The sequence below is a fragment of the Thermosynechococcus sp. genome (assembly GCF_046299655.1).
Classification (GTDB): domain Bacteria; phylum Cyanobacteriota; class Cyanobacteriia; order Thermosynechococcales; family Thermosynechococcaceae; genus Thermosynechococcus.
In genome coordinates this window covers 44,947-65,648 of the sequence record NZ_JBKBHZ010000008.1, presented here as the reverse complement: position 1 = coordinate 65,648, position 20,702 = coordinate 44,947, and the positions used below count along the sequence as shown (strand labels likewise).

Here is a 20,702-nt window from a genome sequence, read left to right as displayed (position 1 = left end):
ATAGTATTATGGAACACCATCCCTTCTCCTCGTTTTCAAATTTTGAGCAACCAGTCATGGGTAAGCCAGCGGGCCAGGAATTCGATTCTTCAGCAAATGCAGATTCCTACAAGCTCCTGCAGAGTGTCTGTGCCCGTTTACCGCTCCTCGTTGTGTTTTATGACAATGAAGGGCGAATCGTTTCAATTAACCAAGAGGTGACCACCCAGTTGAGTTGGGAGACCGGAGACTTACTGTCGCGCGACTTCTTGAGTCACTGCTTTCCCGATCCGCGAACCCAGCGGCAGATTCGCTACTGGATGGTTCATCCCCCCACGGGTTGGCAGGAAATTCCAGTTCATAGTGCCCATGGTCAAGTCCTAGAGATAATTTGGGCATTTGTGCGGTTTCCCAGTGGGGGAGGTTTGATGTGTGGCTACAACATTACAGACCTCAAGTTAACGCAGGCAGCGTTACTGGAGACAAGCGATCGCTATGCGCTGCTCACCCGTGGCATCAATGATGGCATTTGGGACTGGAACCTCACGACCAATGAGACGTTTTATTCCTCCCGCTGGAAAACGATTCTTGGCTATCAGGAGCATGAAATCGGCAACCACATTGATGACTGGTTGAAGCGAATTCACCCCCAAGATGTGGAGCGCGTGAAGTTAAATCTCATGCTCCATATCCGTGGGCAAACGCCCCATTTCCAGCAAGAGTTTCGCATTCAGCATCGCAACGGTTCCTATCGCTGGGTGTTAGCACGGGGTTTGGTACTGCGGGATGCCTATGGCAATGCCTGTCGCCTGGCCGGCTCCCTCACCGACCTAACGGAGCATCAACTGGCAGGGGTACACTTGCTGTATGATCCGCTCCATGATTCATTGACGGGCTTAGCCAATCGCACACTCCTGTTTGATCGCATTGAACAGGCAGCTCGCCATGCTCGTCGTCGCCCTGACTATAAGTTCGCCATTTTGTTTATTGATATTGATCGCTTTAAGGTCATCAATGATAGCCTTGGCCACAGTTGCGGAGATGTGATTCTCATTGAGTTGGCCAATCGCCTCACCCGCATTGTTCGCCCCGATGACACGGTGGCTCGCATTGGTGGCGATGAGTTTGTCATCTTGCTGGATGACATTAGTAATAACAGCGATGCCTTGGGGGTTTGCGATCGCATTCGCGCTGCCCTCGGCCAGCCTTTTAGGATCAAAGATCAACTCATTACGCTACAGGTCAGTATTGGTGTGGCCACGCGATCGCCCCACATAGAGAAGGCAGAAGACTATTTGCGCAATGCCGACATTGCCATGTATCGCGCTAAGCTTGCAGGGGGCAATCGCTATCAAGTCTTTAGTGAAGACATGCATTTGATGGCGCGCGATCGCCTCTCCCTTGAAGTCGGATTGCGCCAAGCCATTGAGCGAGAGGAATTGACCCTCCTTTATCAGCCTATCTATCGCCTTAGTGATAACCGTCTCTACGGTTTTGAGGCCCTGATTCGCTGGCAACATCCTACCCAAGGTTTATTATTGCCCGATCGCTTCATTCCCTTGGCTGAGGAAACGGGACTGATTTTGCCCGTTGGCGATTGGGTGATTTGGCGGGCTTGCCGCGACCTTCAGCACTGGCAGGAGCAATTCTCCCGCTGGCAGTTGTCTGTGAATGTGAATTTATCGAATCGGCAACTGATGCACCCTGCCCTTGTCGAACAGGTAGTGGCGGCGTTGGAGCAAACCCAGATTCCTCCTGACCGTCTGCACCTCGAAATCACCCAAAGTGTGGGCATTGACCAGCCTGAACAGGTGCGCGACAGGTTGCTGCAACTCAAGGCGCAAGGGATCAAGCTAAGCCTTGATGACTTTGGCACCGGCCATGCTTCTCTGTGCTACCTAGCCAATCTTCCCCTTGACAGCCTCAAGGTAGATCGCAGCTTCGTCAAGCTCATCACCGAAACCGCACAACAGCCCCCCATTATTGATGCCATTGTGAGCCTTGCCAAGGCTCTCCATCTGGAAGTGGTAGCAGAAGGGGTAGAGCATCCCTATCAAGTGACACGACTGCGGGAACTTGGCTGTGACTATGCCCAAGGCTATTACTTCTCACAACCCCTCAGCATTGAGCAGGTGGAGGCCTTACTGGCTAAAAAAAACTAGTTTGAACTAGGCTCTGCTCAGCCCTCTCTGCGTTAGGATGAAAGAAGCCTAGATGCTTTCCCCTTGTTGTTCCTTTTGTCAGTGGCTCTGTGAATCTCCCCTCCCAAACCGTTCGACTCAATCGTTTTTTGATTAAAAACCTAAGTGAGGCTGAGCGAAGGGTCTATCGCTATACCTGCCAGTGGACAGAGCATCCCGACATTGGCGAAGAAGCCCAAGCACTTAATCGGATTTGCTATCGCCTAGAGGCAGTAGCGAGCCGCTGGCAAACCTACATTCTGATTGAGGAATCCGCTGCGAGAACGCCCCCGCTCCATTTTGAGGGGGAAACATGGAGGCTAGTAAATCCTGAGCAAATAATTTTAGATTGCCGTGACCCTAACCAGCGACAGGCGCTTGAAAGTCTCCAGCGATCGCGACTGCGACGCACCCTAGAGCGAAGTGCTCGCCAATCGCAAGCCCACGTTGTCGAAAAGGGTAGTGATAACAGTATTCTTTTTTGGAAAAAAAGCGATCCAGAAGAAGTTGAGCATGCAGGCTGGCAAGTTATCAGGGGGTACTGTTTTGATCTCATTGTGGACACAGCGGCCAATCTCTACATTGAGGTGGATTACCATTACCATTTCCACAGCCCATGGACGTTGCAGCAGTGGTTAGACCGATATCCAGAGTTGTCTTTCTCTTGGGTGCGCAATACCTATCGCAAAAATAACCAATTTTATCGCTGGCAATTTGTGGGCCTAGGCAGCGGCGAGCGGCCTGAGACGGTGTGGCTAGAGGGGTTAAACAAAACCTTAGCGGAGTACCACCGTGCTGAAGGTGCCACGGAGGCAGAAATTCAAAACTCGCAAGTGGTCTATGTCAGAAATTCCCGGAGCGGCAAACCCATCCCTCACCTCTCCTGTCGCCTTACCCCCAGCCTGACCCTGGAGATGCTCAGCGAACTCCAAGCCAGTGGCGATCGCCAGTTAAAGCAGGCGGTGGAGGCTGTGTTTCAAAAAATTCGCCTACCGGTGCAGACGCGGCTGCAAGGGGTTCAACCCTTCGTGGAGTGGCTTTGTCGAAGTTATTACCAAGTAGCTCCTCCCCAAGGCCCTGTCCAAAAAACCGCCTATCTCCTGCCCCGTGCCGTTCTTCTAGGCAAGGACGGACAAGAAGTGGAAAAGGTTGCTGACGTGTTGCACAAAGGCTGCGCCCGCTGTGGCGAAGAAAAATTTGGCCTACTGAACCTGTGCACAGAAGCACCCACCTGCCCGCCTGCAATTACCACTCCCCTGAGGGCTTTGAGTCGCATCCACGGCAAATCCCTAGAAATTCAATCCTTTCGCACCCGCTCCCAGATGGGGGAAAGCGCTCTAGCACGGCATCAATTTTGGCGGGCATGGGCTGACGAGGGAATTCAAACCATCCTTGTGATGATGCCTCGCTCTTTAGAAAAGCAGCGTATTCGCAATGAAGCCCTGCGAGTAGGCATTGCCACGCAATTTTTTACTCCTGAAAACCTCAACCCATACAAAGCCCTCAACATCGTTCTAGGACTTCTGTGTAAAGCCAAGTGGCAACCCATCCACCTACAACCGCCCTCAAAGCCGGGGCACGCAGAACTGATCATCGGTTTTGATACAGGCACCAATCGTTCCCTATACTTTGGCACTCCTGCCTTTGCCGTATTTGCCAATGGTCAATCCCTAGGCTGGGAACTGCCGACGGCACAACGGGGGGAAAAAATCAGTGGTGAGGCAATCTGGCAAACCGTCCTCAAGCTCATAGATAAGTTTTTCCGATATGAGAATCGCTACCCCACCAAAGTGTTGCTGCTGCGCGATGGCCTGGCACGTGAGGACGAGTTTCAACCCACCATCCAGGAACTCACGAAAGAAGGAATTGCCGTAGATATTCTCAGTGTGCGCAAATCAGGGGCGGGGCGGCTTGCTCAAAAAGAGAACCACGAATATGTTTCTGCCCCAAAGGGAACCGTGGTTTTTGAGGACCAAGAGCGCTCATTTATTCTCATTAGCAGCCAACCCATCAAAAGTAGGGGCCAGGAACTCGGCAGTGCTCGACCTCTGCGGGTGGTTCACGAGTATGGGGACACTTCCCTAGACCTACTGGCCATTCAAACCTACCACCTGACCCAGCTACATCCGGGGAGTGCCTTCAGCCATGCTCGCCTGCCCTGGGTACTGCACTTGGCGCATCGCCATAGTCAAGAGTTTGCTCGCATTGAACCCCTGAGCCTCCTTCAGGATTTTGACCGCAATAAGCTAATTGGTGTCTAGCGGGTCAGGCCGCCCCAGCGCCTGTTATCTCCCTCAATCTATTGGGACAATGCCTTGATCAAAAGGTTGCCCATTTCCCGGCAGCCGACAAGGGTACAGCCCTCAGACATCAAATCGCCGGTGCGGTAGCCTTGATCCAAAACGGCCGTCATTGCCTCTTCGATCGCCTGCGCTGCGGCGGGTTGGTTGAGGCCATAACGCAGCATCATGGCAGCACTGAGCACCATGGCGAGGGGGTTGGCTTTGTCTTGGCCGGCAATGTCGGGGGCAGAGCCGTGAACCGGCTCAAACAGCCCCGGCCCCGATTCCCCCAAACTGGCGGAGGGGAGCATGCCAATACTGCCTGTGAGCATGGCGGCAATGTCGGAGAGGATATCGCCAAACAAGTTACTGGTGACAATCGTGTCAAATTGTTTTGGGGCGCGCACCAGTTGCATGGCGGCATTGTCCACGTAGAGATGGGTGAGTTCCACATCGGGATATTCCTTGCTGAGGGCCGTCAGGCGATCGCGCCACAATTGGGAAACTTCAAGAACATTGGCTTTATCCACAGAACAGAGCTTGCCCTGCCGTTTACGCGCAGTTTCAAAGGCCACCCGCCCAATGCGATCGATTTCCGTGGCGGTGTAGGCCATGGTATTGACCCCCCGCTGCTCCCCGGTTTCCGTGGTGAAGATGCCCCGTGGTTGACCAAAGTAAATGCCACCGGTGAGTTCACGCACAACCATCAGATCGACGCCGGCAATCACCTCTGGCTTGAGGGAGGAGGCGTGAATGAGTTGGGGAAAGACTTTAGCGGGGCGTAAGTTGGCAAATAATCCTAAACCAGCGCGCAGAGCCAGTAATCCTGTTTCCGGGCGCAGATGACGCGGCAAGCTATCCCACTGCGTGCCACCAATGGCGGCTAAAAGCACAGCGTCACTTTGGCGACAGGTTTCGAGGGTTGCGGCTGGCAGGGGTTCTCCCACGGCGTCAATGGCTGCTCCCCCCACTAATGCCGGCACAAACTCAAATTCTAAGTCAAAGCGCGGGGCGATCGCCCGCAACACATCGAGGGCAACAGCCATAATTTCTGGCCCAATTCCGTCCCCCGCCAAAACCGCAATGCGATACGTGGTTGCCATGCCTGTCTCTCTCTCACCAACCTTTTACTCTACACCAGCAACGGTCTTTCCTTGAGACTATTCCGCAAGATAGCCATCCGGTAAAATCGCCTCGCTCATATCCACAGCACTGAGATCCACCCCATTGAGACTGGCACCGGTAAGAATCGCTTCAATGAGATTGGCGCCCCGCAGATCGGCACCGCTGAGATTGGCCCCCATTAAGTTGGCACCAATGAGAATCGCTGACTTCAGATCCGCTTTGCGCAGCAGCGCTTGAGCAAGGCTCACCCCCCGCAAATCAGCGCCCACAAGGTTAGCGTTGTCCAAACAGGCATGGCGTAAATTCGCCTCTTTGAAGACTACTTCGCGAAGATGGGCTTCCTCTAGGCGGGCACGACGCAGATTCGCCCCAATCAAAATTGCCCGTTCTAGGTTGGCCTGCTGTAAATCGCTGGCACTGAGATTAGCACCGCGCAAATTAGCCTGCACAAGTTGACTTTCCCGCAAGATGGCATCGGCTAGATCCGCACCGCGCAGGTAGGCCCCCGTCAAATTGGCACGGATGAGATTTGCCCGCTCCAGTTCAGCAAGGGTGAGATCTGTCAGCGTCAAGTTGGCATCCCGCAGAATGGCTTCACTCAGTTGGGCACCGGTCAGGTTGGCTTCACTGAGATCGGCATTGGCAAGGTTGGCGCGGGTTAAATCCGCCCCCGTGAGGTTGGCGTTGCGCAGGGACACCCAGCGCAGATCCGCACTGATGAGAATTACTCCCCGCAGATCTGCCCCCCGCAGATCCGCTTGGCTCAAATTGACGCCGCTGAGAATTGCCCCCCGCAGATCCGCCCCCTGCAGGTTAGCGCTTTGTAGGGCAGCCTCGGTGAGGTCAGCACGGGAAAGGTTAATCCCTGTCAAAATACAGCGACTTAGGTTAGCGCGGCGCAAGCGTGCCCCCGCAAAATCGCGATCGCCACCACTATATCGTTTCAGCAAAACATCTGGTTCCACAGGGATTGAGTGACTTCCTTGAGATGACAAGAGAACAATGCCGAGTCCCTTTTGAGCTGAGTCTAGACTAGATCTACGGCAGTGAAGCAGACTTTAGGCGAATCCGCGCAATGTAGTGGGTAAATTGATTCTCCCGCACCTGACTGGTGATCCCTAGAGCAGCAAAGGGTTGGAGCGATCGCGCCACTTCTGGTGCGAGTTGGGGTAAAAGCAAGTTATTTTGCAATAAACCTAGGTTACTCAAATTCAGGTAAAACTGTGTGCCTTTAGGATCAGGGAGCACCGCGCGGTAAAGGGGAGAGTCGGCAAGGGAGCGTTCAGGGGGGCGACTCATATCGGTTAAAGGACCGAGTCCCAAATAAAGAGTCTTGTCATTGAGCCAGCCATGCTGTCCCACAGGGAGGCCGGGGGGAATCCGCCAAGTGGTGATGGGTTGGGGTTCTGTTGTCGTTTGCTGCACTTGCCACCGCAGGCGATCGCGAATTTGGGTATCGAGTTGGCTTAGGGTTTGACTAGCTTGGGGGCGATCGCTCGTCTGAGCAAGGAAGAGCAAACTTGGCGCATTTCTCAGCGCAGGAACAGACACCAAAGCAGTGGCAAATTCGCCATCTATCCAAGGCACAAAAGCCTGTTGCCAATCGAGGCCAGTGAGATCTTGAACCGTGTTGGCGATTGTCTCTTTAATGGAGGCAGGTGCATTCTGCCACAAACTCCTGAAGGAGCCTGTACTGTAAAAGGCAAGGGTGGTTTCAGGCACGAGACGACTGAGTTCACGGCTTTGACCTTCACTGACTAAGGCTTGATTCTGTTTGGAACGCCACGTCACGGCCTCTAGCTCAATCTGCTCAGGGGTCAGGTCGGCGGTGAGCACCATCCCCTGTAGCTCGCGAGGGGGTTCAGGCAGACGTCCCTCAGGGGCGGCCATCTGACTGGCCAAAAAGGCGGGCAAGTTCAAATAGAGTTCCACCAAAGGGCGATGATCCGATAACCCTTTTACTGCCTGTTGATAAGTGGGCTGGCTGGCAATGCCGTTGTTGGCTTGGGCGGTGGCAATGACTTGTTGCAGGGCACTCTGGTGCTGACTCCAGATGATGTAGGCTTTGTCTGCGTGCTTGAGGAGGGCGATCGCGCCGCTATTGGGGTCTGGTAGAATCCCCTTGGCCTTAAAGATTTTCACGCCCTTGATGTCGGCGATCGGGTCACCCATCACCCTTTGCAGTAGTTGCTCCCCCATCGGGACATTAAGGGTCGGCACAATCCACACATGGGGTGGCAGCGGCGATTCTCTAACAGACTCTGGGGTAATGGGCAAGAGCACCAGCGTGGCTTGGTCACCAATAAAGGGACGCACATCCTTGAGGTAATCCAGTTGGGCAAGATTCACCCCCTCTGGCGAAAGTGGATCATAGGTGGGGTTCAACCAGGGTTGGGTTTGCAGCAGGCCACTTTTGGCAAGGGCTTCCCAAGGCTTGGGATCCGTGGGTAAGGTGAGGGTCAATAGGGCACTATTGGGGGCGATCGCCATCCCTGGGGCGATCGGGCGTTGCGCAAAGCGTTGCCATAGGAAAACACCAGCAGCAGCGGCCGCCCCTACAACGACCACGGCAACCCCCCCTACTAGCCAAGGGCGTAACCGACGGCGCGATTGCAGAGAAGACTGAGATTCAGTGGTCATTACAGCTCTCCCACAGGCTCATAAAGAGTAGTGCGTTGACAAGGTACCCGTCCCAGGGAGCGAATGGCTGCCACCAGATCGGCTGGGTCAACTCTTGTGCCTCCTTGGGCGCCGGCCACGGAGGTAATGTGTTCTTCCATTAGTGTTCCCCCTAAATCATTACAGCCCCAACACAGTGCCACTGTTGCACCTTCCAAGCCGAGCTTGACCCAACTGGGCTGATGGTTGACAATCCACTGCCCCAAAAAGAGCCGCGCCACTGCCGTCAGCACCAATGTCGGTAATAACTGCGGTTGGTGGTGTCCTACCCATTGTCGCATTGCCTTGGGAGCAAGTTCCCCCACGTAGGGCAGCAGGATAAACTCCGTAATGCGGGCGGGATAGTCGCGCTCTAGGGCTTTTTGCTGAAGTTGCTGCAGGTGTTGCAGGTGAGCCACTTGATCTGCGGGGGTTTCAATGTGGCCACAGAGCATTGTACTGGTTGTCCAGACCCCCAAACGATGCGCCGTCTCAACAATCTCCAGCCAAGTGGCAGTGTTAATTTTCTCCGGGCAGATTCTTGAGCGCACCCGATCCACGAGCACCTCGGCAGCTGTACCGGGCATGGAGTCCACCCCCGTCTGATGCAGGACATCAATCACTTGGGCATAGGAGAGGTCATCCTCGCGGGCAATAAATTGAATTTCTTGGGGTGAAAAGGCATGGAGATGGATTGCAGGAAAGGCGCTTTTAATTTCCCGCACAAGGGATTGGTAATAGCGCAAGGTGGAGCCGCCCACTTTAGCCGCTGGATTGAGTCCGCCCTGCATACAGATTTCCGTTGCCCCTTGAGCTACGGCCTCAGCCACTTTGTTCAGAATCGTATCCATATCAAGCCAGTAAGCATCGGCAGCGGTGGCATCGCGACGAAAGGCACAAAAGCCACAATGTTGCTCACAGATATTCGTGAAGTTGATGTTGCGGTTGATCACATAGGTGACGGTATCCCCCACCTGTTGTTGGCGGAGGCGATCGCTAGCCGTTTGTAGTGCCCTGAGTAGAGGGGGCAACGGTTCTTGAGGATCATTATTTGTGGCTAAGGGAAGAGCGGTTGTCAAAAGGGTGAGGGCTTGTTGGGCAGAAATGCCATTGTGGGTCAGAACTTCCTCTAGCTCGGTGAATGCCTGAACGGCAGGCTTCGCGATCGCCCCCGTAGTCTGCATGGAATTCACTCCTCCTCAAGGAAATTAGGGCACTTTTTCTCTAGCCTATATCAATGTATCTCTAGTTCAGGATCCCCTTCACCCTCTTCTGACATAGCGTTTTTAACGCACACAATCACCTTCTGTTCACTTCACATACATTATCTAGAAACTCTTGGTTTGAAAATTTTCTATGTATTGTTTTATTTTTCTACAAGCTAAATTCTGATTAATTAAGCTAATAAAACAAGTCTCCCATATTGTGAAAAAATATGTCAGCTAGAACTCGAAGAGCAGCTGCGAATTGAGAACTGGACAGCCGCAAGAGCCGAGGCACTTCAGAACAGACTTGAAAATAGCCACAAAAGATGAAATAATAAACCGAGCAATGTTTTGATCTTTTGAGGCAAGGATGCAATACCTCTTTCCTTATTTTCTAGCTCTTCAAACTAACGATCAAAAGTTCTGAAGTAGAGTTGAAATAGAGTAAATGGATAAGGAAAAAATTCTTGAGAGCTTTGAAGCCTTTCTGCAGGAGCATGGGGATGCAGCGTTTGAAAAATTAAATGAGTTTCTAGATCAACAGCGAAGTCAATTTTATTCCAATCACTCCTATAAAAACGATAAAATGGCAAGACAAGCATGGGTTTCAACTATTGGTGGGGCATTAGAAGACATTACCAAAAGACTTTTGCAAGATTTTTGTCATAGCCATGGATTAGGAATAACCTCTGATCGCGAGTTAATCAATCCTAAAACCCTCGAATTAGAAAAAGTCAGAAGGAATATAGAAGTTTTCTTTGGTGAATACTCACTACTACCAGATAGTGATATTGTTATCTATTCCAAAAATAACTGCCGAGTAATAGTGATTATTTCCGTTAAAAATTCTTTTCGTGAGAGATACACTGAAACTCCTTACTGGAAACTAAAGCTAGCTAGTTTTAATACCACAAAGCACATAAAAGTGCTAATGGTAACACCTGATAAAGACAATGAGATATCTTCAAAATCTAATCCCAGAAAGGCACGCATTGTACTAGAATATGATCTCGACGGTGTTTATATCGCAAAACAGGACTTTGATAGAGCTGACAAAGTAAAATCCATCAAAGATTTAATACCAGATATTGAAAGATTAGTACGGGAAGATCAATGGAAATAATCTCTAAAAAACAAGCATTTTTCCAAATGAAAGACATATGGTTATTCCTTGACAATAGCCTTAATTCGGACTTATTTACTGAGCCTTTTATTGACTTAATTGTGACTTCTCCGCCCTATAATGTTGGTCTTGAATATCATTCAGTGAAAGATGATGTCCCCTACAGTGATTATCTAGAGTTTAGTAGAGTTTGGATGTCAAACTGTTTTAATTGGACAAAAATAGGCGGGCGATTGTGTCTCAATATTCCACTGGATAAGAACAAAGGCGGGCAGCACAGTGTAGGCGCCGACTTGACCGTTTTAGCCCAAGAGGTTGGTTGGAAATATCAATCCACCATTGTCTGGAATGAAGGGAATATTTCACGCCGCACCGCTTGGGGGTCTTGGATGTCGCCTTCAGCGCCCTATGTGATTGCTCCAGTAGAGTTAATTGTCGTGCTGTATAAGGAGGAATGGCGGCGCAAATCCAATCAAAACCCTGACATCACGCGAGAAGAGTTCATGGAATGGACAAATGGCCTATGGACATTTAGCGGTGAGAGTAAAAAAAAGATTGGTCATCCTGCCCCATTTCCAAGGGAGCTACCGAGAAGATGTATCAAACTCTTCAGTTTTCCGGGGGATACTGTCTTCGATCCCTTTTGTGGCAGTGGTACAACACTGGTAGAAGCCTTTGCTAATAAACGAAAAGGCGTCGGTGTTGAAATAGCTCCTCGATATGCAGAACTGGCAAAGGAGAGACTTCTGAATGAGATTACACTTTTCGATGTGGTAAATTGATGTAGTAAATTTGTAAATTTCTATAATTGACAGTTTTTGTTAACTAATTCTGTTAGTTCTGCTTGTAGCAAGCTAAAGTAGGATACCACTCTTTTCTAGTTTCTAAAATATGGGAGACGTGGAAAGGGAAATGGTGATGGCCGCAGAGGCGGTGGGCATGGTGCAGGTCTTGGGGTATCCGGCAGCCCTTGCGGTGGCCGATACATTGGTAAAAGCAGCTCAGGTCACCCTCGTCAGTTGTGAGGGGATTGGGGCGGGCTACTGGACAGTGGTGATTCGCGGAGCGGTTGCAGATGTGAATGCGGCGGTTCGAGCAGCGCGATCGCTCAAGGGGCAGGCCATTATTTCCCATCAGATTATTGCCCATCCTGCTGGCAATCTCGAACAGGTGCTACCAATTGTGACCCCTCACCAGCCACCTGAAGATTTTCTGCTTTGAGCCAATCCTAAAGTTCGGCTTGTTAGCTGAAAAGCTGCTCCGCTTAGGGCGATCCTTGCAGTTGCTTCACCTGCTGGGGGGTGAGGATCGTCAGCATTTCCACGCGGGTATCCTGCATCACCTTCGAGAGTTGTGTTTTTTGCTCGGGGCGCAGAGCAACCATATTCATAGCTTCACCCGTGGATTTCCCCTGCTTGATGGCCTTGCGAAAGATACGCTGTTGGTCGCGATCCAGAATCTTAAGGATGCGATCGTTGGTGCGCAAGGTTAGCCGCAGTACAGCCTGTTTTTGCTCCACACTGAGATTGAGTTTTTTCATTTGCTCAGCGGTCAGTAGGCCGCCACTGGTTTGCGCTGCAGCTATGGGGGGAAGGGTTGCGCCACTAATCCCTACAATAAGGGCGATCGCCACCATCCACCGCTGAACATTTTTCCTCATCCCTGCTACCTCACCACTCCTGCTACAATTGCTACCCCTATTCTAGGCTGTCCAAGCCGGATGATTGAGCAGGGCATTGAGCACTTGGACGCCCCGCAGTTGATTGGTCAGGGGTAGATGGCCACGAGGGGCACTCAAATCCCAGATAAATTCATGGGGATAGCGCGGCCACCGCTTGCCCTGCCGCCAGCCAATTTTCTCCCACAGCCGATCCCAGTTTTGACCGCAGCCCAGCCACAGTTGGCGTTGCACCGAATAGCCAAAGCGCCCCAGCGAAAACGCCAGCCACAGTTGATCAATGGTTTGTAAATCCACAATCGGGAACTGCTCCACCTCTGTGAAATAGAGCCAGCGGCGTTTTTGTGCCAGCGGGCCAGCCAGTTCACACAGCTTTTGGGTGGTCAGGCGATCGGCGGCTTCAAATTTTTCGGCCACTAGGAGTGCCGCCAGTTCCTGATAGTCCACCCCGCGATCGGAGCGCAGCGGTATCACCCCTTGGGGATAGTGTTGTTGCAAAAAGGCTTGCACAGATGCTTCTGGGCAATGGAACAGAAGACGATAGGCCTGACCCCGCACCCATAGGGCAGGTGGAGGAGACAAGGTGGCACTGTCTTTGAGAAACTCCTGCAAGAGCTGATAGCCTTCACGGCCTGCCGTACTCAGGGTAGTCATGGCGGCCAGTTGGGATTTTTCGTTGCCGCTGTACAACTGCTGCCGTAGATCGGCTAAGGCTGGTTCTGTGGTGACCATGCGCCTGCTGACTCCTCCCCATGCAACTCTAAAATGCGTTGGACGATCGCCGTAGTTGAACTGGGAACCTCTATTTGAATCAGTTCAATGCGACCGCCATAGCGCTGAACAGCCGCTGCTTCCGGTAGGGTCTCCAGTTGGTAATCGCCCCCCTTGACGTAGATCTCCGGTTGGAGAACCTCAATCAGGGATGTGGCCGTGCGATCGCTAAACAGCACCACCGCATCTACTGATCGTAAACTAGCCAGCACCTCTGCCCGCTGCTGTTCAGGAATAATTGGCCGTTTTGGCTTTAGGGCTGCCACGGAGCGATCGCTATTCAACCCCACCACCAAGCGTTTGCCAAGGGCACGGGCTGCCGCTAGATAGCGCACATGACCCGCATGGATCAGGTCAAAACAGCCATTGGTAAACACCAGAGGCCGCCACTCTTGGGGGGCAGCATTGATGGCAGCAATAAGGGTTTCAAGGGTGTAAAGGTTCAGGGGAACGCTCCTAAAAACGCTAACTGAGTGTGCCACGAAATAGCCCTTGGGGGCGCACCAAAAGCACCACCATCATGATTGCTAGGGCAACCGCCAGCTTGTATTCAGAAGGAATCATCAGTGTACTCATCTCCTGTGCCACACCAATCATCAAGGCACCAGCGATCGCCCCGTAGGGATTGCCAATACCACCGAGAATCACACTAGCAAAGAGGGGCAAGATCAAAAACCAACCCATTGTTGGTCGCACAGCCGTAATTAAACCATAGAGACCGCCGGCCACCCCCGTCAGCACCCCTGCTAGGAGCCAAGTGCACAGCACTACCCACTCGACATCAATCCCCGAAACCCGCGCCAAGTCAAGATCATCGGCTACGGCTCGCATGGCTTTGCCGACTTTTGTGCGCTGGAGCAGCAAGTGTACACTGGCGATCGCCACCACCGCCAGAATCATTACAATCACCTTCGAGTAAATAATTTTCACGCCCCAAAAATCAAGGGCAGGCATCACGGGTAGCCGATAGGTTTGGTTTTCACTGCCCCAGAGGAGAATCACAGCATTGCGCAACAGAAATGAAAGACCAATGGAGATAATAATCAGCGTCGTTGAGGTCGCCCGGCGATCGCGCATCGGCTGCCATAGGAGCTTTTCACATAGGAGCATTAACCCCGCCGTCCCCAAGCCCCCGATCGCCATTGAGAGCCAAATATCGAGTCCTGTTGCATTGGCCACCAAGGTCAGGTAGGCTCCTGCCGTCATAAAGTCGCCATGGGCAAAGTTGGGCAGGCGCAAAATCCCAAATGTGAGCGTCAAACCGACGGCTGCAAGGGCAATAATACTCCCTACCGCCAAGCCATTAACAAAAAGTTGAATCAGTTGAATATCCATGAACCGTTGCGACTAAAATTTTAGAAGGTGTGAAATGGGCAACACCTGTTCATAGAATAACGATCAGAGGAACGTTTGCACGATACTTTTTTCTCTGATTACGAAAATAACTTTTTTTCAAGAAAATTCAAGGTTAAGCAATAAGTTTTATCACACCTTAAACTGACAAAATGTAGCGACAATAACAAATAATAGTACGGATTCCCGAAGTTTCAGGTAGGGATTTACCCCCTTGGTCTTTTTCACTGAGATTGCGTACCGTTGAGGCAGCCATGCTGCTGAGTCAATCGCGCGATTAGCATCAAGGCAGCGGTGACCAACCGTATTGTTCGAGGAGGCTTGTATGCGCATTGCTCAAATCGCCCCCCTGTGGGAACGGGTACCGCCGCCAGCCTACGGGGGTGTGGAGCTGGTGGTGAGTCTGCTCACGGAAGAATTAGTCAAGCGAGGGCACGAGGTCACGCTGTTTGCCAGTGGCGACTCCATTACCCAAGCCAAGTTGGTTTCTACCTATCCCCACGCCATTCGCCTCGATCCCACTGTCCAAGAATATGCCGTCTATGAAGCCCTGCAATTGGGAGAGGTCTTTAGTCGTGCCGACGAGTTTGACATTATCCATTCCCATGTCGGCTACCCTGCCTTGCCCTACGCCAGCCTCGTTAAAACCCCGGTTGTGCACACGCTCCATGGTCGCTTTACCACGGACAATGGGCGCATTTTCAGCCAATATCGCAACCAAAACTACGTCAGTATTTCCCATTCGCAGCGGCAACTCCGGGATTTGAACTACATTGCCACGGTCTATAACGCCATTGCCGTGGAAACCCACCGCTTTTATCCCCAGCCCAGCGATCCGCCCTATCTGGCTTTCCTAGGACGGCTTTCCCCTGAAAAAGGCCCGCACCTTGCCATTGAGATTGCCAAACGGGTGGGCATTCCTCTGAAGATGGCAGGCAAGGTGGATCGGGTGGATCGCGATTACTTCAAGGAATTAATTGAACCCCACATTGATGGTGAATTTATCCAGTTCATCGGCGAAGCAGATCATCCAACCAAGAATGCTCTGCTTGGGGGAGCGATCGCCATGCTCTTCCCGATTACATGGCAGGAACCCTTTGGCTTGGTGATGATTGAATCCATGGCCGCAGGAACACCCGTGGTGGCGATCGCTAAGGGAGCCGCCCCCGAAATTATTGAACACGGCAAGACAGGTTTCCTTTGTCACAGTGTTGAAGAATGTGTTGCCGCTGTTACAGAAGTGTCAAAACTAGATCGCCAAACTTGTCGTGATGCTGTTTGGAAGCGCTTTAGCGTGGAGCGCATGGTAACTGAGTATGAAGCCGTTTACGCAGCAGTACTTGCAGGTGCTTTGGTAAGTAACGGACATCGCAAGGGTAGTTTAGAACTGGTAGCGAGCTAGACTGCCCGGCATTTTCTTAAAACGGTTGTTCCTTGGTCGTTATTCAAAAGGTGTATTTATGCAAACATTATCAAACCGTACAGCAAAAAGCACACTACCGCGAGCCTTTGCTACATCCCAACCACAAATTCCTGCTCGGCAACCTATTGCCCTGATTTCTGTCCACGGGGATCCTGCCGCCGATGTCGGCCATGAATCCGCCGGCGGTCAAAACATCTATGTGCGGCAATTGGGGGAAGCCCTCGCGGCAGCCGGCTGGCAGGTGGATATGTTTACCCGCAAAATTTCCCCCAATGACCCCGATATCATTGAGCACAGCCCCCACTGTCGCACCATTCGCCTTGAGGCAGGGCCTTTGACCTATATCCCTCGCGAAAAGCTCTTTGAGACCTTGCCGAAGTTTGTTAAAGCCTTTAAGGCCTACCATGCCAAATATGGGTATCCCCTGATCCACACCAACTACTGGCTTTCCGGTTGGGTGGGGTGGCAGTTGCGTCAGGAGTTAAATTTCCAATGGCTGCACACCTACCACTCCTTAGGGGTTGTGAAGTACCAAGTGGCTTTTGAGCAAGCCCAACGGGATGAAACCCGCCTCATGGTGGAAAAGGCCATTCTTGAAAATGCCGATTGCGTTATCGTCACCAGCCCCCAAGAGGAGGCCTGTCTGCGGCGTTGGGTCTCTAAGGCTGGACAAACCCGCCTGATTCCCTGTGGCACGAACTTGAACCTCTTCTATCCTGTGGCTGATGCCCGTGCCCAACTCCATTTGCCCGCCGACGAGCCAATCATTCTCTATGTAGGCCGCTTCGATCGCCGCAAAGGGATTGAAACGCTGGTGGCAGCGATGGCTCAAGTGCCCCAAGGGCGCCTACTGCTGGTGGGAGGGAGTGATCCGCAGCGCAGTGATGGTGCCGAACGGCGGCGCATTGAAGGATTGGTGCAGGAGTATAACTTGGGCGATCGCGTCACCTTTGTGGGGCAAATTGACCATGAGCGCTTGGCGGTTTACTACAGTGCTGCCAACGTCTGTGTGGTGCCCAGCTACTATGAACCCTTTGGCTTGGTGGCCATTGAAGCCATGGCCTGTGGCACGCCAGTGATTGCCTCCGCTGTGGGGGGTCTGCAGTTCACCGTCATTCCCGAGGAAACAGGGTTGCTGGTGCCGCCTCAAGATGCCACCGCCTTGGCCAAGGCCATTCAACGCCTCTTGGCTGATCCCGCCTGGGCGCGTACCCTTGGGGAAAATGGCCGTGAGCGGGTGCAAGCTCTCTTTAACTGGGAGGCGATCGCCCTCCAGATGGGGCAACTCTACCGTCAACTCTTTGCCGCCTCCCTCATGGGGAATTCCCCTCGCTTAGAGACGGTGAAAAACACAGCCTCACTGACGACTGTAACCAAAGCGGCCTTGGCCTCCTAAGCATCTTAATGACGTGGCAGAGTGGCTGAAGACAAGATCAAGTAGCATTCCCGCGTAGGCGGCTCACGTCTATCTCCGCTCTGCCCAACCCCTGATTGCCCTTGCTGTGAACAATTTGTTAGATTCTAGGGGGTTATTTATCGTTTTGGATCATTTCTGAAATCCGATGGTGCAGTGGCGATCGCTTTCTCCCCTATGGCCGGATGTCATTCTCGGGGCACTGATTCTAGGTCCTCTCTTTGCACCTTTTTTGGCCGCGAGTCATTTTCTGTTCTTGCCGCAAATTGCCCACATTATCTACACCATGGGCAACCATGTATGTCCGCAGCCAGAAATGGGTTTGATGCTCGCTCCCCCTTGGAAAATGGCGGTGTGCATGCGCTGCTATGGCACCCTGCTGGGGGTTCTTTTGACCCGGTGGTGGATTCAGTGTTCCAAAACTGGCCGCGAATGGTATTGGCTGTCGCAGTATGGTCTGGGGGGCTTTTTGGTGGCAATCCTGTTGATGCTGTTTTATCCCTTGGAGTGGGCACTGCAACACTACGGCGTCTGGGGCTATTCCAATTGGGTGGTATTTCCCTTTGGGGCGATCGCTGGCCTCGGGCTGGGTCTTTTGATTATGCCCTGGCTATATCCCAAGCGACCCTCTTTTTCTCTTCCACAAGGAATAAGCAGCAAACTTTTGGTATCGTCTGATACAAAAACTAACTAGGGCAACTTTCTACCATAGAGTGTCGCTGTGGAGCGCCCAATACAGAAGGAGTAATCTATACATGGCAACCCCCGAAGAAATTTTGCACCTAATTAACACTAAGTACGAACTCATTGACTTGAAATTTGTTGACATGCCCGGCACGTGGCAACACCTGACGGTTCACAAAAGCCAAATTAGTGAAAGTTCGTTTACTGAGGGTGTGCCCTTCGACGGCTCCAGTATTCGTGGTTGGAAAGCCATCAATGAATCCGACATGGTCATGGTGCCGGATCCGAATACGGCGTGGGAAGACCCCTTCATGAAAGAACCCACCCTGAGCATGATTTGCACAATTAAGGAGCCACGCACAGGGGAACTCTACGATCGCTGTCCTCGCGCCATTGCTACCCGTGCTGTTGAGTATCTAAAAGCAACAGGCATTGGCGATACGGCCTATTTTGGTCCCGAAGCTGAGTTCTTTGTGTTCGACGATGTTCGCTACGACCAAAACCAAAAATCGGGCTACTACTATATCGATAGTATAGAAGGCCTGTGGAACACGGGTCGTGAAGAAGAAGGGGGCAACCTCGGCTACAAAATCCGTGGTAAAGAGGGGTATTTCCCCGTTGCTCCCACTGACACGCTCCAAGACCTGCGCACAGAAATGCTGTTGACAATGGCCAAGTGCGGTGTGCCCATTGAAAAACATCACCACGAAGTGGCAACTGGGGGTCAGTGCGAGTTGGGTTTCCGCTTTGGCACTCTCATTCAAGCGGCCGACTGGCTAATGACCTATAAGTACTGCGTCAAGAACGTAGCACGCAAGCATGGCAAAGTGGCCACCTTTATGCCCAAGCCCGTCTTCAACGACAACGGTTCGGGGATGCACACCCACCAGTCGATTTGGAAAGACGGCCAGCCCCTCTTCTGGGGAGACGGATACGCGAATTTGAGTCAAACCGCCCTTTGGTACATTGGTGGTATCCTCAAGCACGCCCCAGCCCTATTGGCCTTTACCAACCCGACAACGAACTCCTACAAGCGACTGGTTCCCGGCTTTGAAGCTCCCGTGAACCTTGCCTATTCCCAAGGTAACCGCTCTGCTTCCGTGCGGATTCCCCTCACCGGCTCGAATCCAAAAGCGAAGCGTCTAGAGTTCCGTTGCCCTGATGCCACAAGTAACCCCTACCTTGCCTTTGCAGCGATGCTGTGTGCGGGGATTGATGGCATCAAGAATCAAATTGATCCGGGTAGCCCCCTGGATGTGGATATCTACGACCTCAGCCCCGAAGAACTGGCCAAAATTCCCTCGACCCCCGGTTCACTCATGGCGGCTCTGGAAAATCTGCAAAAGGATCACAGCTTCCTGACAGCAGGGGGGGTCTTTAGCGAAGACTTTATCCTCAACTGGATTCAGTACAAGCTGGATACGGAAGTGATTCCCATGTCGCTGCGTCCTCACCCCTATGAGTTCGCCCTTTACTTTGATGCCTAGGGCAGTGAATCGCTAGAGCCTTGCATTTAGGGACATAGCAATCAGAGGCACTCACCAAGGGTTGCCTCTTTTATTTTTTCTGTAGATTCCTCTCTGAGAGCGGCTTTGACACTTTTGAGCGCGCTTGGAGTTGCCTAGGGCTAGAATTTCTGATAAGTTGGGGTGTTATTGAAAATTAACATTCCCATTGTCGAATATCATTTTTAGGGAATGTTTGCTCTTCTTGATCAGGTTGTAGGGTCTCATGTTACGCGCGGGAATTGTCGGCCTACCGAATGTGGGCAAATCAACGCTGTTTAATGCCCTTGTGGCTAATGCCAAGGCGGAGGCAGCCAATTTTCCGTTTTGTACGATTGAACCCAATGTGGGTGTGGTGGCCGTCCCCGATGAACGGTTGGAGGTACTGGCAAAAATTTCCCAATCGGCACAGATTGTGCCAGCACGGGTGGAATTTGTGGATATTGCGGGTTTGGTGAAGGGGGCTAGCAAAGGGGAAGGATTGGGCAACCAGTTCTTGGCAAACATTCGCGAGGTGGATGCCATTGTGCACGTGGTGCGCTGCTTTGAAGATGAGGATATCGTTCACGTGGCAGGTCGCGTCAATCCTGTCGAGGATATTGCGGTCATTAACTTAGAGTTGGCACTGGCGGATTTAGCCCAAATCGAAAAACGCATTGAACGCACCCGTAAGGCAGCGCGATCGCAAAAAGAGGCACAGATTGAACTCACGGCTCTTGAAAAGCTCCTTGGCGTCCTCAACGCAGGACAGCCTGCTCGTCTATGTCAACTGACGGAGGACGAAGAAGCAGCCATTCGCTTTCTCGGATTGCTCACCCGTAAGCCTGTGATCTATGCCGCTAACGTTGCTGAGCAGGATTTGGCCACTGGCAATCAATGGACAGCGGCGGTTCAGGAGATTGCGCAGCAGGAGGGAGCGGAGGTGGTGATTGTCTCTGCCCAAGTAGAGGCGGAACTGGTGGATTTACCTGCGGGCGATCGCGCCGAATATCTTGCCAGTCTGGGGGTCAGTGAGGGAGGCTTGCGATCGCTGATTCGCTCAACCTATAAGCTTCTTGGTCTGCAAACCTTTTTTACCACAGGGCCGAAGGAAACACGGGCGTGGACGATTCCAGTGGGCACCAAAGCGCCCCAAGCGGCGGGCGTCATTCACAGTGACTTTGAGCGGGGCTTTATTCGCGCTGAGACGGTGAGCTACGAAGACCTAGTGGCCTGTCAGTCCATGACAGTAGCTAAGGAAAAAGGCCTAGTCCGCAGTGAAGGCAAAGACTACGTTGTGCAGGAAGGGGATGTGATGCTCTTCCGCTTTAATGTTTAGCTCT

The 20,702-nt window shown here is 52.2% G+C and carries 18 protein-coding genes; 10 read left to right on the top strand and 8 right to left on the bottom strand.

Going from position 1 to position 20,702, the window contains the following annotated elements:
* The first annotated feature begins 56 nt into the window (after positions 1 to 56).
* Both ACK4HN_RS07140 and ACK4HN_RS07135 read left to right on the top strand, forming a co-directional pair.
* A complete protein-coding gene (locus tag ACK4HN_RS07140; protein ID WP_409877405.1) occupies positions 57 to 2,141 on the top strand; it encodes a putative bifunctional diguanylate cyclase/phosphodiesterase in 2,085 nt (694 codons plus the stop codon).
* A gap of 89 nt (positions 2,142 to 2,230) precedes the next feature.
* Entirely contained in the window at positions 2,231 to 4,420 is a 2,190-nt protein-coding gene (locus ACK4HN_RS07135) for an argonaute PAZ domain-containing protein (RefSeq protein ID WP_409868428.1), read from the top strand.
* A 38-nt stretch (positions 4,421 to 4,458) separates the two neighbouring features.
* On the opposite strand, the gene leuB is transcribed toward ACK4HN_RS07135, so the two are convergent.
* From leuB to cofH, 4 genes are all read right to left on the bottom strand, one after another.
* Positions 4,459 to 5,544, bottom strand: a complete 1,086-nt coding sequence (gene leuB / locus ACK4HN_RS07130) for a 3-isopropylmalate dehydrogenase (protein WP_409877404.1) — start codon at positions 5,542 to 5,544, stop codon at positions 4,459 to 4,461.
* A 57-nt stretch (positions 5,545 to 5,601) separates the two neighbouring features.
* Entirely contained in the window at positions 5,602 to 6,516 is a 915-nt protein-coding gene (locus ACK4HN_RS07125) for a pentapeptide repeat-containing protein (protein WP_409877403.1), read from the bottom strand.
* 88 nt (positions 6,517 to 6,604) lie between these two features.
* Entirely contained in the window at positions 6,605 to 8,206 is a 1,602-nt protein-coding gene (locus ACK4HN_RS07120; protein ID WP_409877402.1) for a DUF3352 domain-containing protein, read from the bottom strand.
* Entirely contained in the window at positions 8,206 to 9,408 is a 1,203-nt protein-coding gene (gene cofH, locus ACK4HN_RS07115; protein WP_409868424.1) for a 7,8-didemethyl-8-hydroxy-5-deazariboflavin synthase subunit CofH, read from the bottom strand. Before cofH ends, ACK4HN_RS07120 begins: the two co-directional genes overlap by 1 nt.
* A gap of 469 nt (positions 9,409 to 9,877) precedes the next feature.
* Between cofH and ACK4HN_RS07110 the strand changes: the two genes are divergently transcribed.
* The 3 genes from ACK4HN_RS07110 to ACK4HN_RS07100 all read left to right on the top strand — a co-directional run bounded on the left by ACK4HN_RS07110 (position 9,878) and on the right by ACK4HN_RS07100 (position 11,773).
* Positions 9,878 to 10,552: a BsaWI family type II restriction enzyme gene (locus ACK4HN_RS07110; protein WP_409868423.1), complete on the top strand. Its 675-nt coding sequence runs from the start codon at positions 9,878 to 9,880 to the stop codon at positions 10,550 to 10,552.
* Complete coding sequence (locus tag ACK4HN_RS07105; protein WP_409868422.1) at positions 10,543 to 11,334, top strand: DNA-methyltransferase; 792 nt, start codon at positions 10,543 to 10,545, stop codon at positions 11,332 to 11,334. The genes ACK4HN_RS07110 and ACK4HN_RS07105 overlap by 10 nt, the downstream gene beginning before the upstream one ends.
* A gap of 109 nt (positions 11,335 to 11,443) precedes the next feature.
* Positions 11,444 to 11,773, top strand: coding sequence for a carbon dioxide-concentrating mechanism protein CcmK (locus ACK4HN_RS07100; RefSeq protein WP_409868421.1), 330 nt, complete (start codon positions 11,444 to 11,446; stop codon positions 11,771 to 11,773).
* A 43-nt stretch (positions 11,774 to 11,816) separates the two neighbouring features.
* Here ACK4HN_RS07100 and ACK4HN_RS07095 read toward each other — a convergent pair whose 3' ends face one another.
* Genes ACK4HN_RS07095 through ACK4HN_RS07080 form a run of 4 tightly spaced genes read right to left on the bottom strand, consistent with a single transcriptional unit; the run spans position 11,817 to position 14,336 of the window.
* Positions 11,817 to 12,212, bottom strand: a complete 396-nt coding sequence (locus tag ACK4HN_RS07095; protein ID WP_409868420.1) for a hypothetical protein — start codon at positions 12,210 to 12,212, stop codon at positions 11,817 to 11,819.
* Between the two features lie 42 nt (positions 12,213 to 12,254).
* Entirely contained in the window at positions 12,255 to 12,962 is a 708-nt protein-coding gene (locus ACK4HN_RS07090; protein ID WP_409868419.1) for a GUN4 N-terminal ARM-like repeat domain-containing protein, read from the bottom strand.
* Positions 12,938 to 13,483, bottom strand: coding sequence for a D-glycero-beta-D-manno-heptose 1-phosphate adenylyltransferase (rfaE2, locus tag ACK4HN_RS07085; protein WP_409868418.1), 546 nt, complete (start codon positions 13,481 to 13,483; stop codon positions 12,938 to 12,940). The genes ACK4HN_RS07090 and rfaE2 overlap by 25 nt, the downstream gene beginning before the upstream one ends.
* Positions 13,467 to 14,336, bottom strand: a complete 870-nt coding sequence (locus ACK4HN_RS07080; RefSeq protein WP_409850039.1) for a branched-chain amino acid ABC transporter permease — start codon at positions 14,334 to 14,336, stop codon at positions 13,467 to 13,469. Before ACK4HN_RS07080 ends, rfaE2 begins: the two co-directional genes overlap by 17 nt.
* A 343-nt stretch (positions 14,337 to 14,679) precedes the next feature.
* Between ACK4HN_RS07080 and ACK4HN_RS07075 the strand changes: the two genes are divergently transcribed.
* The 5 genes from ACK4HN_RS07075 to ychF all read left to right on the top strand — a co-directional run bounded on the left by ACK4HN_RS07075 (position 14,680) and on the right by ychF (position 20,698).
* Positions 14,680 to 15,756 carry a glycosyltransferase family 4 protein gene (locus ACK4HN_RS07075; protein WP_409868417.1) on the top strand — a complete coding sequence of 359 codons (1,077 nt, stop codon included), beginning with the start codon at positions 14,680 to 14,682 and terminating at the stop codon, positions 15,754 to 15,756.
* Between the two features lie 58 nt (positions 15,757 to 15,814).
* Entirely contained in the window at positions 15,815 to 17,173 is a 1,359-nt protein-coding gene (locus ACK4HN_RS07070; RefSeq protein ID WP_409868416.1) for a glycosyltransferase family 4 protein, read from the top strand.
* A gap of 166 nt (positions 17,174 to 17,339) precedes the next feature.
* Positions 17,340 to 17,885, top strand: coding sequence for a DUF2085 domain-containing protein (locus ACK4HN_RS07065; protein ID WP_409868415.1), 546 nt, complete (start codon positions 17,340 to 17,342; stop codon positions 17,883 to 17,885).
* A gap of 61 nt (positions 17,886 to 17,946) precedes the next feature.
* On the top strand, positions 17,947 to 19,362 hold the full coding sequence (gene glnA / locus ACK4HN_RS07060) for a type I glutamate--ammonia ligase (RefSeq protein ID WP_409868414.1): 1,416 nt from the start codon (positions 17,947 to 17,949) through the stop codon (positions 19,360 to 19,362).
* 244 nt (positions 19,363 to 19,606) lie between these two features.
* Positions 19,607 to 20,698 (top strand): redox-regulated ATPase YchF, encoded by a 1,092-nt coding sequence (ychF, locus tag ACK4HN_RS07055; protein ID WP_409868413.1) that lies wholly within the window; start codon positions 19,607 to 19,609, stop codon positions 20,696 to 20,698.
* Positions 20,699 to 20,702: the final 4 nt, after the last annotated feature.

Bases quoted from the DNA above. Each gene is read 5' to 3' on its own strand.
- ACK4HN_RS07140 (WP_409877405.1), top strand. From the start codon at position 57: ATGGGTAAGCCAGCGGGCCAGGAATTCGATTCTTCAGCAAATGCAGAT.
- leuB (WP_409877404.1), bottom strand. From the start codon at position 5,544: ATGGCAACCACGTATCGCATTGCGGTTTTGGCGGGGGACGGAATTGGG.
- ACK4HN_RS07120 (WP_409877402.1), bottom strand. From the start codon at position 8,206: ATGACCACTGAATCTCAGTCTTCTCTGCAATCGCGCCGTCGGTTACGC.
- cofH (WP_409868424.1), bottom strand. From the start codon at position 9,408: ATGCAGACTACGGGGGCGATCGCGAAGCCTGCCGTTCAGGCATTCACC.
- ACK4HN_RS07110 (WP_409868423.1), top strand. From the start codon at position 9,878: ATGGATAAGGAAAAAATTCTTGAGAGCTTTGAAGCCTTTCTGCAGGAG.
- ACK4HN_RS07105 (WP_409868422.1), top strand. From the start codon at position 10,543: ATGGAAATAATCTCTAAAAAACAAGCATTTTTCCAAATGAAAGACATA.
- ACK4HN_RS07100 (WP_409868421.1), top strand. From the start codon at position 11,444: ATGGGAGACGTGGAAAGGGAAATGGTGATGGCCGCAGAGGCGGTGGGC.
- ACK4HN_RS07095 (WP_409868420.1), bottom strand. From the start codon at position 12,212: ATGAGGAAAAATGTTCAGCGGTGGATGGTGGCGATCGCCCTTATTGTA.
- ACK4HN_RS07090 (WP_409868419.1), bottom strand. From the start codon at position 12,962: ATGGTCACCACAGAACCAGCCTTAGCCGATCTACGGCAGCAGTTGTAC.
- ACK4HN_RS07080 (WP_409850039.1), bottom strand. From the start codon at position 14,336: ATGGATATTCAACTGATTCAACTTTTTGTTAATGGCTTGGCGGTAGGG.
- ACK4HN_RS07075 (WP_409868417.1), top strand. From the start codon at position 14,680: ATGCGCATTGCTCAAATCGCCCCCCTGTGGGAACGGGTACCGCCGCCA.
- ACK4HN_RS07070 (WP_409868416.1), top strand. From the start codon at position 15,815: ATGCAAACATTATCAAACCGTACAGCAAAAAGCACACTACCGCGAGCC.
- ACK4HN_RS07065 (WP_409868415.1), top strand. From the start codon at position 17,340: ATGGTGCAGTGGCGATCGCTTTCTCCCCTATGGCCGGATGTCATTCTC.
- glnA (WP_409868414.1), top strand. From the start codon at position 17,947: ATGGCAACCCCCGAAGAAATTTTGCACCTAATTAACACTAAGTACGAA.
- ychF (WP_409868413.1), top strand. From the start codon at position 19,607: ATGTTACGCGCGGGAATTGTCGGCCTACCGAATGTGGGCAAATCAACG.